This is a genomic window from Sphingobium subterraneum, assembly GCF_014199435.1.
GTDB lineage: Bacteria > Pseudomonadota > Alphaproteobacteria > Sphingomonadales > Sphingomonadaceae > Sphingobium > Sphingobium subterraneum.
The window spans coordinates 672,768-687,525 of sequence record NZ_JACIJP010000002.1 but is presented as its reverse complement, the minus strand read 5'-3'; the positions used below and the strand labels follow the sequence as shown (position 1 = coordinate 687,525).

Annotated in this window: 13 protein-coding genes and 2 tRNA genes; 8 read left to right on the top strand and 7 right to left on the bottom strand. The window is 64.4% G+C overall.

Annotated features, from left to right (window positions below; translation table 11 throughout):
* Positions 1-9: 9 nt before the first annotated feature.
* Together FHS92_RS09955 and FHS92_RS09950 are read right to left on the bottom strand one after the other, a co-directional pair.
* A complete protein-coding gene (locus FHS92_RS09955) occupies positions 10-1,596 on the bottom strand; it encodes a cisplatin damage response ATP-dependent DNA ligase (protein WP_184080006.1) in 1,587 nt (528 codons plus the stop codon).
* Positions 1,596-2,597 (bottom strand): ligase-associated DNA damage response exonuclease, encoded by a 1,002-nt coding sequence (locus tag FHS92_RS09950; RefSeq protein WP_184080364.1) that lies wholly within the window; start codon positions 2,595-2,597, stop codon positions 1,596-1,598. Before FHS92_RS09950 ends, FHS92_RS09955 begins: the two co-directional genes overlap by 1 nt.
* Positions 2,598-2,606: 9 nt before the next feature.
* Between FHS92_RS09950 and FHS92_RS09945 the strand changes: the two genes are divergently transcribed.
* The 7 genes from FHS92_RS09945 to FHS92_RS09915 all read left to right on the top strand — a co-directional run bounded on the left by FHS92_RS09945 (position 2,607) and on the right by FHS92_RS09915 (position 9,891).
* A complete protein-coding gene (locus FHS92_RS09945) occupies positions 2,607-5,051 on the top strand; it encodes a ligase-associated DNA damage response DEXH box helicase (RefSeq protein WP_184080004.1) in 2,445 nt (814 codons plus the stop codon).
* Positions 5,052-5,082: 31 nt separating this feature from the next.
* On the top strand, positions 5,083-5,769 hold the full coding sequence (gene pdeM, locus FHS92_RS09940; RefSeq protein WP_184080362.1) for a ligase-associated DNA damage response endonuclease PdeM: 687 nt from the start codon (positions 5,083-5,085) through the stop codon (positions 5,767-5,769).
* Positions 5,766-6,266 carry an MmcB family DNA repair protein gene (locus tag FHS92_RS09935; RefSeq protein WP_184080002.1) on the top strand — a complete coding sequence of 167 codons (501 nt, stop codon included), beginning with the start codon at positions 5,766-5,768 and terminating at the stop codon, positions 6,264-6,266. Before pdeM ends, FHS92_RS09935 begins: the two co-directional genes overlap by 4 nt.
* A gap of 93 nt (positions 6,267-6,359) precedes the next feature.
* Complete coding sequence (locus tag FHS92_RS09930) at positions 6,360-7,499, top strand: ATP phosphoribosyltransferase regulatory subunit (protein WP_246351896.1); 1,140 nt, start codon at positions 6,360-6,362, stop codon at positions 7,497-7,499.
* Between the two features lie 66 nt (positions 7,500-7,565).
* Complete coding sequence (locus FHS92_RS09925) at positions 7,566-8,855, top strand: adenylosuccinate synthase (RefSeq protein WP_184080000.1); 1,290 nt, start codon at positions 7,566-7,568, stop codon at positions 8,853-8,855.
* Between the two features lie 302 nt (positions 8,856-9,157).
* Positions 9,158-9,242, top strand: a tRNA-Leu gene (locus FHS92_RS09920).
* A 100-nt stretch (positions 9,243-9,342) separates the two neighbouring features.
* Entirely contained in the window at positions 9,343-9,891 is a 549-nt protein-coding gene (locus FHS92_RS09915; protein WP_184079998.1) for a pseudouridine synthase, read from the top strand.
* Here the strand turns inward: FHS92_RS09915 and FHS92_RS09910 are convergent.
* Entirely contained in the window at positions 9,888-11,048 is a 1,161-nt protein-coding gene (locus FHS92_RS09910) for a cupin domain-containing protein (RefSeq protein ID WP_184079996.1), read from the bottom strand. The genes FHS92_RS09915 and FHS92_RS09910 overlap by 4 nt on opposite strands.
* Positions 11,049-11,104: 56 nt before the next feature.
* Entirely contained in the window at positions 11,105-11,485 is a 381-nt protein-coding gene (gene hspQ / locus FHS92_RS09905) for a heat shock protein HspQ (RefSeq protein ID WP_184079994.1), read from the bottom strand.
* A 143-nt stretch (positions 11,486-11,628) separates the two neighbouring features.
* Between hspQ and FHS92_RS09900 the strand changes: the two genes are divergently transcribed.
* Positions 11,629-11,718 (top strand) — tRNA-Ser (locus FHS92_RS09900).
* 905 nt (positions 11,719-12,623) lie between these two features.
* Here FHS92_RS09900 and FHS92_RS09895 read toward each other — a convergent pair.
* From FHS92_RS09895 to tagH, 3 genes are read right to left on the bottom strand one after another with little or no spacing between them, the layout of a single operon-like run.
* Positions 12,624-12,947 (bottom strand): PilZ domain-containing protein, encoded by a 324-nt coding sequence (locus tag FHS92_RS09895; protein WP_184079987.1) that lies wholly within the window; start codon positions 12,945-12,947, stop codon positions 12,624-12,626.
* Positions 12,947-13,738: a protein phosphatase 2C domain-containing protein gene (locus tag FHS92_RS09890; protein WP_184079985.1), complete on the bottom strand. Its 792-nt coding sequence runs from the start codon at positions 13,736-13,738 to the stop codon at positions 12,947-12,949. Before FHS92_RS09890 ends, FHS92_RS09895 begins: the two co-directional genes overlap by 1 nt.
* Positions 13,735-14,754 carry a type VI secretion system-associated FHA domain protein TagH gene (tagH, locus tag FHS92_RS09885; RefSeq protein WP_184079983.1) on the bottom strand — a complete coding sequence of 340 codons (1,020 nt, stop codon included), beginning with the start codon at positions 14,752-14,754 and terminating at the stop codon, positions 13,735-13,737. The genes FHS92_RS09890 and tagH overlap by 4 nt, the downstream gene beginning before the upstream one ends.
* Between the last annotated feature and the right edge of the window lie 4 nt (positions 14,755-14,758).

The window sequence follows — 14,758 nt, the reverse complement described above, 5'->3', positions numbered from 1 at the left end:
GAAGTTGCTTTACACCGGATCGGTAATCAGCTTTGCCAAGGTTTCCAGCGTGTCCGCCTCCTCTGCCGGTTTGTCGGTGCGGATACGGCTGATGCGGGGAAAGCGCATCGCAACGCCCGATTTGTGCCGCTTGGAACGGTGCACCGAATCGAACGCCACCTCCAGCACCAGCGATTTCGTCACCTCCCGCACCGGTCCGAATTTCGCGACCGTATTGTTGCGGACAAAACCGTCGAGCATCTTCAGTTCGGCGTCGGTGAAGCCGGAATAGGCCTTGCCCACCGGCAGCAACGTCCCGTCCTCCGACCAGCATCCAAAGGTATAGTCGGAGTAGAACGACGACCGCTTGCCCGATCCCCGCTGCGCGTACATCATCACGCAATCGACGACGAGCGGATCGCGTTTCCATTTATACCATAGCCCGACCTTGCGCCCCGCGCTGTAGAGGCTGTCACGCCGCTTGAGCATCAGCCCCTCGATGCTCGCATCGCGAGCGCCCTCACGCAGGGCGGCGAGCTGGGCGAAATCCCCCGCCACGATCAGGCCGGACAGATCAAACCGTTCCCCCGGCAGGCGCGCCATCATCGCCTCCAGCCGCTCGCGCCGTTCGGTCCACGGCTGGCCGCGCAGGTCTTGTGCACCGTCATAAAGCACATCGTACAGCCGCACGAACGCTGGAAAATCGCGCAGCATCGCGCCCGATACGGCCTTGCGCCCCAGACGCTGCTGCAACGCGTTGAACGACGCCGCGCTGTTGCCCTGCGCCGTGCCGCGCACCAGCAATTCACCGTCGAGCACCGCGTCGATCGGCATCGCCTCGGCGACCTCCGGGAAACTGTTGGTGATGTCGTCCCCGGTCCGGCTGAACAGGCGCGTCTCACCTCCGGCCCGTGCGATCTGCACGCGGATGCCATCCCATTTCCATTCGGCGGCGTAGTCTGTCAGGTCGACCGCGCCGTCCTCCAGAGGATGGGCGAGCATGAACGGGCGGAACACCGGGATATCGTCATAGCGCGGACGCTCGATATGCCCCTCGCCCCATTGAAACAGCGGAAGATAGGGCGGGACAAGGCCGTGCCAGATTTCCTCCACCTCCTCGACATCGACATCGAAGGCCTGCGCAAAAGCGGTTTTTGCGAGCCGCGCGGAAATGCCGATCCGCAATGCACCGGTGGCGAGCTTGATAAGGGCATAACGCCCCGGAACGTCGAGCCGGTCCATCAGCGTCGTCATCGTCGCCGCGCCCTGCCCGCGCGGCAAAGCCTTCAACGTCTCGACCACTTCACCCAATGGCGGGACGACGACCGGCGTTGGCCGCCCCGGCGGCTCCGGCCAGAGCAGGGAACAGGTTTCGGCGAGATCGCCCACATAATTGCGGCTCATGCGGAAAAGTTCGGGGTCCACCCGCTCCTCGATCAACGCCTTCACCAGCGCAGGCTTGACCGCCGCAAGATCCAGTTGGCCGGTGAGCGAAGCCAACGCCCAACCGCGATCGGGGTCCGGCGTGGCGCGCAGATAGTCGGCGATCAGCTTGACCTTCGCGTTGCGGGACCGGGTGTAGACCAGCCGGTCGATGAGGTCGGAGAAGCGCCGCATCAGTCGTCCTCATCCTCGCGCCCGACCAGGTCGAGCGCCCGTGCGCGTCGTTGGTGGAGCGCGCACCAGCGCAGCAGGGCATCCTCCCGCCCATGGGTAATCCATACTTCGCCGGGGTCGACCTGCCTGATCGTCTGCGTCAGTTCGTCCCAGTCGGCGTGATCGGACAGGATCAGGGGCAGCTCGACATTGCGCTGACGCGCGCGCTGGCGGATGCGCATCCAGCCCGACGCCATCGCCGTAACCGGATCGGGCAGCGCGCGCGCCCATCGGTCGTTGAGGGCGGAGGGCGGGCACAGGATGATCGCACCGCGCAGATCGGCCTTGTTCTGCGCCGTCACGGGGCGCAGGTCCCCGAGATCGCAGCCGAACTCGCGGTAGAGGTCGCACAATTTCTGCATCGCGCCGTGGAGATAAATCGGCGCGTCATGCCCGGCGGCGCGCAATTCCATGATGACCCGCTGCGCCTTGCCCAGCGCATAGGCGCCGATCAGCACACAGCGGTCGGGATTGTCGGCAAGCGTGGCAAGCGCCTTGGCGATCTCGTCCACTGTGTCCGGGTGGCGAAAGACCGGCAGGCCGAAGGTCGCCTCGGTTACGAAGATATCGCACGGCACCGGCTCGAACGGGGCGCAGGTCGGGTCCGGGCGGCGCTTGTAATCGCCCGATACGACAACCCGCTCGCCCTGATGCTCCAGCACGATCTGCGCGGAGCCAAGCACATGACCCGCGGGGACGAAGCGCACATCGACATCACCCACGCGCTGCTGCGTGCCGTAGTCGGCAACCTGCGTCACACCCGCCTCGCCATAGCGGACGGCCATAATCGCCAGCGTCCCTGATGTCGCCATCACCGCCTTGTGCCCCGACCGCGCATGGTCGGCATGGCCATGGGTGACAAGCGCGCGATCGACCGGCGCTGAAGGGTCGATCCAGAAATCGCCCGGTTCGACGTAAATGCCCTGCGGAAAAGGCTTTATCCAGCTGCCGGGTGTAACCATGTTGGGCATATGGGAACCCCTGCCGATCATTCCAGCCTGCCGCCCGCCATAACGCGATGGTTTGAGGGGCGTGGCTGGCAGGTGCGGCGGCATCAGAGGGAAATGGTCGCGGCGGCACAGGCCGGAGAGGATGCGCTGCTGATCGCGTCGACGGGCGCGGGAAAGACGCTTGCCGGGTTTCTGGCGAGTATTGCCGATCTCGTGACCCATCCTCGCGACGGGCTGCACACGCTTTACATCTCGCCGTTGAAGGCGCTGACCGTCGACATCCAGCGCAACCTCGTCCAGCCACTTGAAGAGATGGGCCTCGATTTGCGGGTGGAAACGCGCACCGGCGACACGCCGTCCAACCGCAAGCAGCGCCAGCGGGTGCGCCCGCCGCATTTCCTGCTGACCACGCCCGAATCGCTCTCGCTGCTGCTGAGCCATGAGGACAGCCCGATGCTGTTCGCCGGGCTACACAGCGTCATCATCGACGAGGTGCACGCCTTTGCCAGCGGCAAGCGGGGGGATCTGCTGTCGCTCTGCCTTGCCCGGTTGCAGGGACTCGCGCCCGGGTTGCGACGGGTGGCGCTGTCGGCCACGGTGGGCGAACCGGACCGTTACCGCCGATGGCTTTCCCGTGATGGCGACGGCAGGGACGTTCGCCTGGTTCAGGGCGACCCCGGCGCGCCGCCCGACATCGCGATTTTGACGCCGCTCGGCCGCGTCCCGTGGGGCGGGCACAGCGGGCGCTATGCCGCGGCGCAGGTCTATGACGAGATCCGCAAGCACAGACTGACATTGGTCTTCTGCAATACACGCTCGCTTGCGGAGCTGATTTTGCAGGATCTGTGGGCAGTCAACGAGGACAATCTGCCGATCGGCATCCACCACGGATCGCTTGCCGTGGAAGTGCGGCGCAAGGCGGAAAGCGCGATTGCGGAGGGGCGCTTGCGCGCGCTCGTCTGCACCGCCTCGCTCGATCTCGGGGTCGACTGGGGCGATGTCGATCTCGTCATCCAGATGGGCGCGCCCAAGGGGGCCTCGCGCCTCGTCCAGCGCATCGGGCGGGCCAATCACCGGCTCGACGAATCGAGCAAGGCGCTGGTCGTGCCTGGCAACCGTTTCGAATATCTGGAGGCGCGCGCCGCGCTCGACGCGATCGATGAGGGGCAGCTCGATCACGAACTATGGCGGCCTGGCGCATTGGATGTGCTGGCCCAGCATATCATGGCCGTGGCCTGCGCCGCGCCCTTCGAACCGGACGCGCAGTTCGCCGAAACCCGCCGGGCCGCGCCCTATGCGGACCTACCGCGCTCCGAATTTGATGGCCTGATCGATTATATCGCGAACGGCGGCTATGCCCTCTCGCGCTACGACCGCTACCAGCGCCTGCGCCGTCTGCCCGACGGGCGATGGACGGTCAGCCATCCGCGCTTCATCCAGCAGCATCGCCTCAACGCCGGGATCATCGTCGAGGCGCCGATGCTCGATGTGCGGTTCCAGAACCGGCGCTCGCTGGGCCGGGTGGAGGAATATTTCGCGTCTACCCTCTCGGTCGGCGACACGTTCCGCTTTTCCGGGCTGGCGCTGGAGGTGCTGGGAATAAGGGAGATGGACCTGATCGTGCGCGCGACCACCAAGTCGGCGCGCATCCCGGCCTATATGGGCGCGCGGCTGGCGCTCACCACCGATCTCGCCGACCGGGTGCGCGGTTTCCTGCACGACCGGGACCAGTGGCCGCGCTTCCCGCCCGATGTGGCGGAATGGCTCGATGTCCAGTCGCTGCGCTCCGCGCTTCCCGCACCCGAGCAGCTTTTGGTCGAAACCTTCCCGCATGAAGGGCTGCATTACATGGTCGCGTACAGCTTTGAGGGCTGGAACGCGCACCAGTCATTGGGCATGCTCGTCACCAAGCGGATGGAGACGGAGGGACTGCAACCCGTGGGTTTCGTCGCCAATGACTATGCGATTGGCGTCTACGGCCTCAAGCCGATCACCGACCCGGCCCGCCTGTTCTCACCCGACATCCTGGAAAGCGAGTTGGTCGAATGGGTACGCTCCTCGCACCTGTTGAAGCGCGCCTTCCGCGAAGTCGCCGTCATCGGCGGACTGGTCGAGCGGCAGCATCCAGGCAAGCGCAAGTCCGGCAAGCAGGTGACATTCTCCACCGACCTGATCTACGATGTGCTCCAGAAATATGAGCCGGATCATCTCCTGCTCCGCGCCGCGTGGGAGGATGCGCGCACGCGGCTGGTTGATGTCGCACGGCTGGGCGACCTGCTGCAAAGGGCGGGCGCGACGATGCTGCATCAGGTGCTCGACCGCGTGTCGCCGCTCGCCGTTCCGCTGATGGTGATGATTGGTCGCGAACAGGTCGCGCAACGCGGATCGGAAGACGAACTGCTGGCCGAGGAAGCCAGCCTGATCGCGCTCGCGATGCGCGTCGATGATCCGCCGCAAAGCGCTTGAAATGGGGCGGCGATCCTTGCATAGCGAAGCAATGGTTCCCTATTTGTTCGACCGACATGAATTTCATCTGTGTGCGGAGGGCGCGCTGTACTGGCCCGCGCGCCGGGCTCTGCTAATCGCCGATCTGCATCTCGAAAAGGCAAGTTTCTTCGCCCGTTTCGGCCAGCATCTGCCCCCCTATGACAGCCTTGCGACGCTCGACGCGCTCACGCGCCTGGTCGAGCGGACGGGCGCACAGGCGATCTGGTGCCTGGGTGACAGCTTCCACGACGCGGGCGGCGGCACACGCCTCAGCGGCGCGGCGTTCGATGCGTTGCAGAGCCTTTCCGCGCGGACGGACTGGCTGTGGATCACCGGCAACCATGATGTTGACGGCAGCTTCCCGGTCGGCCGGGTCATGCGCGAGGCGGATGTCGATGGCGTGTTGTTGCGGCACGAGGCCAGCCCGCACGAAACACGCCCGGAAATCAGCGGCCATTTCCACCCCAAATGGACCGTGCGCCGCCGGGGCGTGCGTGTGTCGCGCCGCTGCTTCGTGCGCGGCGGCAATAAACTCATCCTGCCCGCCTTCGGTGCGCTCACTGGCGGGCTGGATGCCGGGCATGAGGCGGTGCGCGCCGCTCTGGGGCGCGACGAGGACGCGGCTGCGCTGATCCCCACGCACGACCAGATCCTGCATTTCCCCTTGGGCGAGATACCGCAGCGGAGGCGCGCATGAGCAGTGTCCCGCTCACCTCCCTGCCTGACGCGTGCGGGCCGCAGGGTGCGCTCGCGGTCGTGCGCGGCGTGTGTCGCCTGTTTCAGCGGCACGACATTTTCGCCCTGTCAGAAGTGCCGCTGCGCAACAACCGCCGCGCAGACCTGATGGGCGTGTCGGCGCGGGGCGAGGTTGTGATCGTCGAGATCAAATGCGCACGCGCAGACCTGCTCGGCGACCAGAAATGGCCGGAATATCTCGATTATTGCGACCGTTTTTACTGGGCGGTCCCGGCGGGTTTCGAGCATGAATTGCTGGAGCGCGAGGCCTTTGCCCCGGAACGCAGCGGCGTGATTGTCGCGGATGCCTATGACGCGGAGATCGTCCGTCCCGCCGCCCTCCACCCTTTGGCGAGCGCGCGGCGCAAGACCGAGACGCTGCGCCTCGCGCGCATGGCGATGCGCCGCCTGACACATCTGCACGATCCCGACGGAGCGGTCGAGCAGCCGCTTTTCTGACCGCCCCCCTGCCTCGTGCATCAGGACTACCCTTTTTGCGCCGCCACGCTATGAGGCAAAGCGAACCACGCACGGGAGCCAGGAGCAGGCACAATGAGCAGCGCAGGCAATTCAGGCGGCCAGATGGGCCTGCTGCCCGAGGGCCTTTCCGATCGCCTGCCGCCCCAAGCGGAGGCCTCGGCCCGGCTGGCGCGGGACGTGATCGATTGCGTATCGGCGCATGGCTATCAGCGCGTGATGCCGCCGCTCGCCGAGTTCGAGGAAACGCTGACCGGTCGTCTGAAGTCCGCGCGGGCGCAGGATCTGTTGCGCGCCGTCGATCCGGTGTCGCAGCGCACCCTTGCCCTGCGCCCGGACATGACGGCGCAGGTCGGGCGCATCGCGGCAACGCGGCTGGCGTCCGCCGCCCGTCCGCTGCGGCTGTGCTATTCCGGCCCGGTCCTCAAGCTGCGCGCCAACCAGTTGCGCCCGGAGCGGGAGCAGTTGCAGGTCGGCGCCGAACTTATCGGATCGGATAGCGTCGTCGCCGCGACCGAGATCGTCTCCGTCGCGATCGAGGCGCTGCAGGCAGCGGGCGTGTCTGGCATCACGGTCGACTTTACCCTGCCCGACCTGATCGACGAACTGGCCGCCGATGCTTTGCCGCTCGGCGTGGACGAAATCGAGGCGGTACGCGCGGAGTTGGACTCCAAGGACGCAGGCGGGCTGGCGGAACTGGGGTCCGCCGCTGCCGCCTATCTGCCGCTGATCGAGGCGACCGGCCCCTTTCACGCTGCGATGGAGCGACTGGAGGCGATCGATGCGGGCGGCGTGCTGGCGAGCCGCATCGCGGCACTGCGCGCCATCGCCAAGCCGATCGGCTGGGACATCACCCTGACGCTTGATCCGACAGAGCGCCACAGCTTCGCCTATCAGAGCTGGTTCGGCTTCTCGATCTTCGCCGAAGGCTTCATCGGCGAGATCGGTCGTGGGGGCAGTTACACGATCATTCACCCGGACGGTCGGGAGGAACCGGCGACCGGTTTCTCCCTCTATCCCGATCCGCTGATCGACGCGGGTTTCGGCCGCACGGACGAGCGCCGGATCTTCCTGCCGCTCCACGCCGATGCGGAACGCGCCAAGGCCCTGCGCGCGGACGGGTGGCGCACCGTCGCCGCATTGTCTGCCGGCGACGACGGCGCAGCTTTGGGGTGCAGCCACTGGCTCGACGGGGATACGCCCCGCGCTTATTGACCCGCTGCCCAAACAGGCTAAGGACGCGGGGGTTTTTTCCGGCATGCAGCCAGCAAGGATAATGATGTGGCGAATGTAACCGTTATCGGTGCCCAATGGGGTGATGAGGGCAAGGGCAAGATCGTCGACTGGCTGGCCGAGCGCGCCGATTGCGTCGTGCGGTTCCAGGGCGGGCACAACGCCGGGCACACCCTTGTCATCGGCGACAAGACCTACAAGCTGGCGCTGCTCCCCTCGGGCGTGGTGCGCGGGACGCTTTCGGTCATCGGCAATGGCGTGGTGTTCGACCCCTGGCATTTCCGCGATGAGGTCACGAAGATCGTGGCGCAGGGCGTGGCGATCAATCCCGATATGCTGCATGTGGCGGAAACGGCGCCGCTGATTCTGCCCCTCCACCGCGATCTCGATGCGCTGCGCGAGGACGCGAGCGGCGCGGGCAAGATAGGTACCACCCGGCGCGGCATCGGCCCGGCCTATGAGGACAAGGTCGGCCGCCGCGCGATCCGCATCTGTGATCTGGCGCATCTCGATGACCTGGGACCGCAGCTCGACCGCTTGTGCGCGCATCATGATGCATTGCGCGCCGGGTTCGGCCAGCCGCCGATCGACCGGGACGACCTGATGGCGCAGCTGCGCGACATCGCACCGTTTGTGCTGCCCTACGCCAAGCCGGTGTGGGTTACGTTGAACGCAGCGCGCAAGCGTGGCGATCGCATCCTGTTCGAAGGCGCGCAGGGCGTGCTGCTCGATGTCGACCATGGCACCTACCCCTATGTGACCTCATCCAACACCGTGGCTGGCACCGCTTCTTCGGGTACCGGCCTTGGTCCGCGCGGCGCGGGTTTCGTGCTCGGCATCGTCAAAGCCTACACCACACGCGTGGGGTCTGGTCCATTCCCCACCGAGCAGGATAACGAAATCGGCCAATTGCTCGGCACGCGTGGCCATGAATTCGGCACCAACACCGGGCGGCAGCGCCGCTGCGGCTGGTTCGATGCCGTGCTCGTGCGCCAGTCGGCCGCGGTCAGCGGCATCACCGGCATTGCCCTTACAAAACTCGACATTCTCGACGGCATGGACGAGATCCAGATCTGCACCGGCTATCGCCTCGACGGGCAGACGTTCGATTATCTGCCCCCCCATCCGCAGGATCAGGCGCGCGTCGAACCGATTTATGAGACTATCGAGGGATGGAGCGGCACGACCGCAGGTGCACGCAGCTGGGCCGACCTTCCCGCGCAGGCGATCAAATATATCCGTCGAATCGAGGAGCTGATCGAGTGCCCGGTCACGCTGGTGTCGACGTCGCCGCAGCGCGACGACACCATATTGGTGCGCGATCCCTTCGCGGACTGAAACTCTGAGACGCTAGAGCGTTTTCACTACGAGCGAAAACGCTCCGGGTCTTTGAGTGCCGCATTTTCCGAGTCGATGACCGTGTACGGTCATCTTGAAAATGCTCTAGAAGATCAGCCAGAGCAGCAGGATTACCGGGATCGGTATACCGATCAGCCATAACAGCAAGCCCTTGCCCATGCGTTCCTCCTCCGTGGCGCCCCGTGGGGCAATGAAAGAAGAGCGATCCGTGCGATCAAAGGTTCCCGCAGCGGTCCTTTCCGGTTGCGTGGGGCCGGAGAGGCGTTATAGCACGGCCCCGTGCGGGCGTGGTGAAACTGGTAGACGCGCCGGACTCAAAATCCGGTTCCGCAAGGAGTGTCGGTTCGATTCCGACCGCCCGCACCACCTTTGATTTGCCGAGGTTCCGGTAACGACGCCTATCACCTCGGCGATGTCCCACACGCTTGGGTGGCGTTGTCCATAGAAACCGCGCTAGAGCACGGCGATGGCCGAACTGATCCTGTTCAACAAACCCTATGGCGTGCTGTGCCAGTTCACCGATGAGCGGACGGGCGCGCCCCGCCCCACGCTGGCCGACTATATCGCGCTTCCCGGCGTATATCCCGCCGGGCGGCTCGACCTCGACAGCGAGGGGCTGCTGCTGTTGACCAGTGATGGGGCGCTGCAGGCGCGCATTGCCAATCCCCGCTTCAAGATGCCCAAGACCTATTGGGTTCAGGTGGAAGGTGAGCCGGACGAAACCCGGCTCGACACATTGCGCGGCGGCCTCATGCTGAAAGACGGCATGACCCGCCCCGCCATGGCCGCCCGCATTGCCGATCCCGCGCTCTGGCCCCGCGACCCGCCGGTGCGGTTCCGCAAAAGCGTGGCGGATTGCTGGATCAGCCTGACGATCAGTGAGGGCCGCAACCGGCAGGTGCGCCGCATGACGGCGGCGGTCGGCCACCCGACGCTGCGCCTTGTCCGCCAAAGCATCGGCGACTGGGCGCTCGATGGCCTGCAACCGGGCGAATGGCGGGCCGTGCGGGTTTAATCCTCGTCGGCCTCCTCGAAGCCCAGGCTCCCCTGCGCGATCAGGCTTACCAGCAGAGTGAGCATCGCGTCCTCGTCTGCTTGCCGGGCGTCGAACAGAACAGGATCCTGCGCGCAGATACGCTGCGCCAACGCCCCTGCCTCGCCAATGCATTCGAAACTCACGCCGTCAACGAACAGCAGCACATCCTCCGTCCGTCGGATGAAGGAAAACCGGCTCGCGGGATTGCGAACCAGCGCATTGCCGTCGGCGAGCCGCGCGCGCAGCTCATCGCGGTCAACGGCTTCGTCCGCATCCGTCTCAACCGGGCAGTATTTGGGGCTGCTGTTGTACTGTCCGAACCAGCGGGCGAACGCCGCGCGATCCTGCAGCTGTTCCGTCGCCATGGCATGCAGGCGGGCAATGGCCTGCGCCGAGATCTCGCCCGGATTGTCGGCGCGGGAGAGGCCAACATCCTCATAGCGGTCGTCGTCCTCAATCCCTGCCAGCAGATGATCGCACCAGTGCGCCATCAGCTCGCTGCGCGACGGCGCGCGAAAGCCGATGGAATAGGTCATGCAGTCGCTGCCCACCGCGACCCCGTCGTGCGCCATGCGCGGCGGCACATAAAGAATATCGCCCGGCTCCAGCACCCATTCCATGGTCGCTTCGAAGTCACGGAGCAGGCGCAGATCATCGTGCGGCAGGAGGGGCGTATCCGCATCGCAGAACCCGCCGAGCCGCCAGCGCCTCCGACCCAGCCCCTGGACCAGAAATACGTCATACTGGTCGAAATGCGGCCCCACGCCGCCGCCATCGGTCGCATAGCTCACCATGACATCATCGATACGCCAGTTGGGAATGAAACGGAACGGATCCATCAGCGCCGCCACATCCGGCACCAGATGGTCCACCGCCTGCACGAGCAGCGTCCAGCCCTCCTCACTCAGAGCGGAAAAGCGGGCATCTTCGAAAGGCCCCTGCTCACAGGCCCAAGCATCGACACTGCGGCCCGCCCTGACGATCCGCGCCTCCACGCTGTCCTCGCAGGCCAGCCCGGCCAGATCGTCGGGCGCCAGCGGATTGGACCATTCATCCCACGCATTGCGGATCAGCAGCGGCTTTTTCTGCCAAACGTCGCGCAGGAACAGGTCGGCGTCAAAATCCTTGAGCTGCATGGGCACTCGCACGGAGGAAGGTCGGATAGGCCGAGCCCGGCCGGCGTCAGCCGTGCCTAATGGCGATAGACCGGGCGCAACCGGTATTTTCCGGCATCATAGGTGCCGAACAGACCGGAAATGGCGGGGTGATCCACCGGCTCTCCGCTGTCGTCGACCATCAGGTTCTGCTGGCTCACATAAGCGATATAGCTCCCCTCGCCGTTTTCCGCGAGAAGGTGGTAGAAGGGTTGTTCCCGATCAGGGCGCATGTCCTCTGGAATGGAATTATACCATTCCTCGCTGTTCGCGAACACCGGATCAATGTCGAACACCACGCCGCGAAACCCGAACATACGGTGCTTCACCACATCGCCGATGCTGAACCGCGCATGGGATATTTGCGGACCGTGCAGGACGGCTGTGCGGGACGAGGAACTGTGCGAAATCTGTGTCATGGTTCCAATGTAGGGAGGGTTTCGCGCCACACAAGAAAAATGCGGGTGCGATGCTTGGCAAATCGGTCCGCATCCGGTAAGGGCCGCGCTCGACCACGGCAGGAGACCGGGCTAAACCCGCAAACCGGCGCGATCTACGGCACGGAGAGGTGGCAGAGTGGTCGAATGCACCGCACTCGAAATGCGGCATACGGGCAACCGTATCGAGGGTTCGAATCCCTCCCTCTCCGCCACGGACCATTCCATAGGGGTCCGCAAAGGTCCACTGGGATCGACTTTTTCTCCCTGATTACTGACACTCAGAAGACCGGTTCGGCCTCGGTTTTTGTACTCGTTCGCCCCCATCCAGCGAAAGGGGATGCGAAAACGTGGCACGAGCGGTCGAAAAATTGGTGCTTTCTGCGCACCCAACGTGTTGACCGATGCGAACGTTCGCGCTGCCAAGCGGCGCGCAAAACCCTGTAGGCTCCCGATGCGACCGGCAAGCGTGATGAGGCGCGCACCCTTCTTGCCGAAAGCCGTGATCCCAACGCCGTGAGGACTCAAGATCGAAAAGAATGCCAAAACGGGACGGCGGACTTGCGCAAGGCAGGGATGCAGATCATGGCGATGGTGGATATTCCAGCCAAAACTATTGGCTCACTCTGCTAGCTTCGCCTGATATTTCTCCCGCTCGCTCTGCGCGCGGACTTCCAGCTTGGTAAGGTCCGGGCGTCTGCGAGCGCTCGCTCAGCCTTTTCCAGCGGCACGCGGCTGGGCTTTCGTCTAGGCTGTGGCTTTGGATCGCACTTCTTTCGACCGCCTTTGGCAGGCTGCCCTCTGGATCCCAGGGACGCCAGCTGCTCCTTCCGTGACCCGCGGCATCGAAGGATAACCGTGCCGGGCTTTGCGAGCGGCAACTCGGTCAGGGCGGGGTCGGTCACCTCCTCGGCCAACCCACTGGCAAAGAGATTTCTACTCGCTCCCCAGGCCTCGAGCGCTGCCTTGCGACTGGGTACCGCCACGTAGGCATCATGGAAGCCGATGGACGTGCGGAAGACCTTGAGGCGAGGCATGAGAAGGCAACGCCACAGAGCGGGTTGCGATCCCGGCGCATCCGCCATCAACAAACCCAGGGCGACTTCATGTCTGAGCGTTGTCACCGTACCTTTGTTTGCGACATCACTTTGAGCATATGTAAAAAGATCGGCTCGTAGATCGCAGCTTCAAACTGGCATCCCGCCTCAAAATCCCGTGTCCAGCGAACAATTGCCTTTTTGCTGTCAAAGCCCGGTAAGCTGATCCACAGGTTGGTACCGAGCAGCAGTTTATTGTGGGTATGCAAACGAAACCCTGTCGGCGAGAGGTCGCTGATACGGGCGGTGACATTCTGCTCCATGGGCTTCCGGAGCTTGATTTTGACATCCACAGGCCAGCGGACGTCCACCCGAAGTCCTGCTTGGTGCGTCTTTTCCCGCGCCATTATCGTCGACCTGTGTATACCGTGCTACGGTCCGATATTGCGGCGGCACCCGCCCCGATCAGCACAAGCGATATATTATCACTGCCACCGGCCGCGAGTGATGCATCGACGAGGCTGGACGCAGCCGTTTCCATGTCCAGTGCGAGCATGTCCCGGATGGCGTCGTCGTCAACAAGGCCCGTTAGTCCGTCGGAGCAGAGAAGGTACAAATCCTTCTCCCGTATGCTGTGCTGCGCGAAATCGATCACGACGGATTGACCTACACCCAATGCCCGGGTGATGACGTTGGCTTGCGGATGATGCCGGGCCTGCTGGCTGGTGATGACGCCCGCGTCGCTAAGCTCCTGGACCACACTGTGATCGCGGGTCAGGCGCTCCAACACGCCGTCGCGGAGCCGGTAAGCTCGGCTGTCTCCTACCCAGAACAACAGGACGCTCCGCCCCCTTACCCGCATGCCTACGATCGTGGATCCGCAGGTTCGACGGGCGGACTGCGCTTTGTCGAATATGGCGCTATTGGCTTCGTCGAGGGCTTCGGTAATGGCTTGCTTGCCGATATCAGGACTGCGCCGCAATAATGCCGCGAGTGACCGCACCGCAACGGTCGCGGCTTCGTCACCGCGGCTGTGCCCGCCCATCCCGTCCGCCACGGCCCACAATCCGCCCTCACGCTGATCCAGAACGCGATCCTCGTTGACCGTGCGCACCGAGCCGATGTGTGAGCGTGCAACCGATATGAGATCGAGCTCCGATTGGCGCGAGGCGCTGGATTTTCTCTGCCAGATTTTCACGCCTTGGGTGCCTCCAACTGGGCAGAGGTCGCCTCATAAGCAGCGACGAAAACCGAATTCAATGCGCCGTCCTCGCCCTCTTGGATCTGGCGAGACAATGCTTTGTGCCGTGCGCATAACTCTTCCCAGCGCGATGAAGCCCTGGCCTTGAACAGCGAGCGGGCGGTTTCACAGCCGCGTTCGATCGCGTCGGGATCGAACGTGTCGAGCACCGCCTTGAGACTCTCCTGAAAGCCGCTGAATGTTGCGATCAGATGCGTCTTGATATCGCGGAACGACTGGTTAAGCGCATCCGGCCCTCCCAGAAACCCCGTATTGCCGGACAAGAGAAGATCGATGGCGAGGCGCTGGGTCGGCGCCCATTTGAAAGGATTGTTGTTTGCCCCGCCAATCGTCGTTCGCGTCAGATCATATTGCCCGCGGACCCGCTCACGTTCGGAGATGAGATCGCTGACGCCGAGCACCATCTGCCGGTAAATGGCCCCCGCGCATCGCATGACGTCTTCGGGGTCGCCCGCAGCGAGCAACGACGGGTCGAGGCCCGCCCCCGCGCAAAAGGCATCCATCAGTGGCCCACCGGACGAGCCGTGCGCCGCTATGGCTGATCCGTCACTCCACTCGGTGGGAACCGTGACGGTCGAGCCAAGCGGCGGCGACATAATAAGGGTCTTCCCACTGTCCGTACCGGATGCGGTCGCCTGCGCAGCTCGTTCGACCACCATGCGATAGGGTCCGAAAAGGAAAGCGTCGGGTACACCGACGGGGATCTGCTCATCCGAGGGAAGGCGATCGCCGGACTTCGCGTCGAATACGCCGTTTGTCCCCAGGCATCGCACGGCCAGACCCGTCTCGCCCGCTTCGAATTCGCAGTGCCAGCGGGAAATGGCGCAGGTCGGGTCATTCATGACCCAGTCCGCCGACGGATCCCGCCCGACGGTGAGGTTGCCGTGCTGCAGCAGCCGCGCGTCAATCATCGTTTCGGGGGACGCCTGTTCGAACAGCTTGAAAACATACATGTCA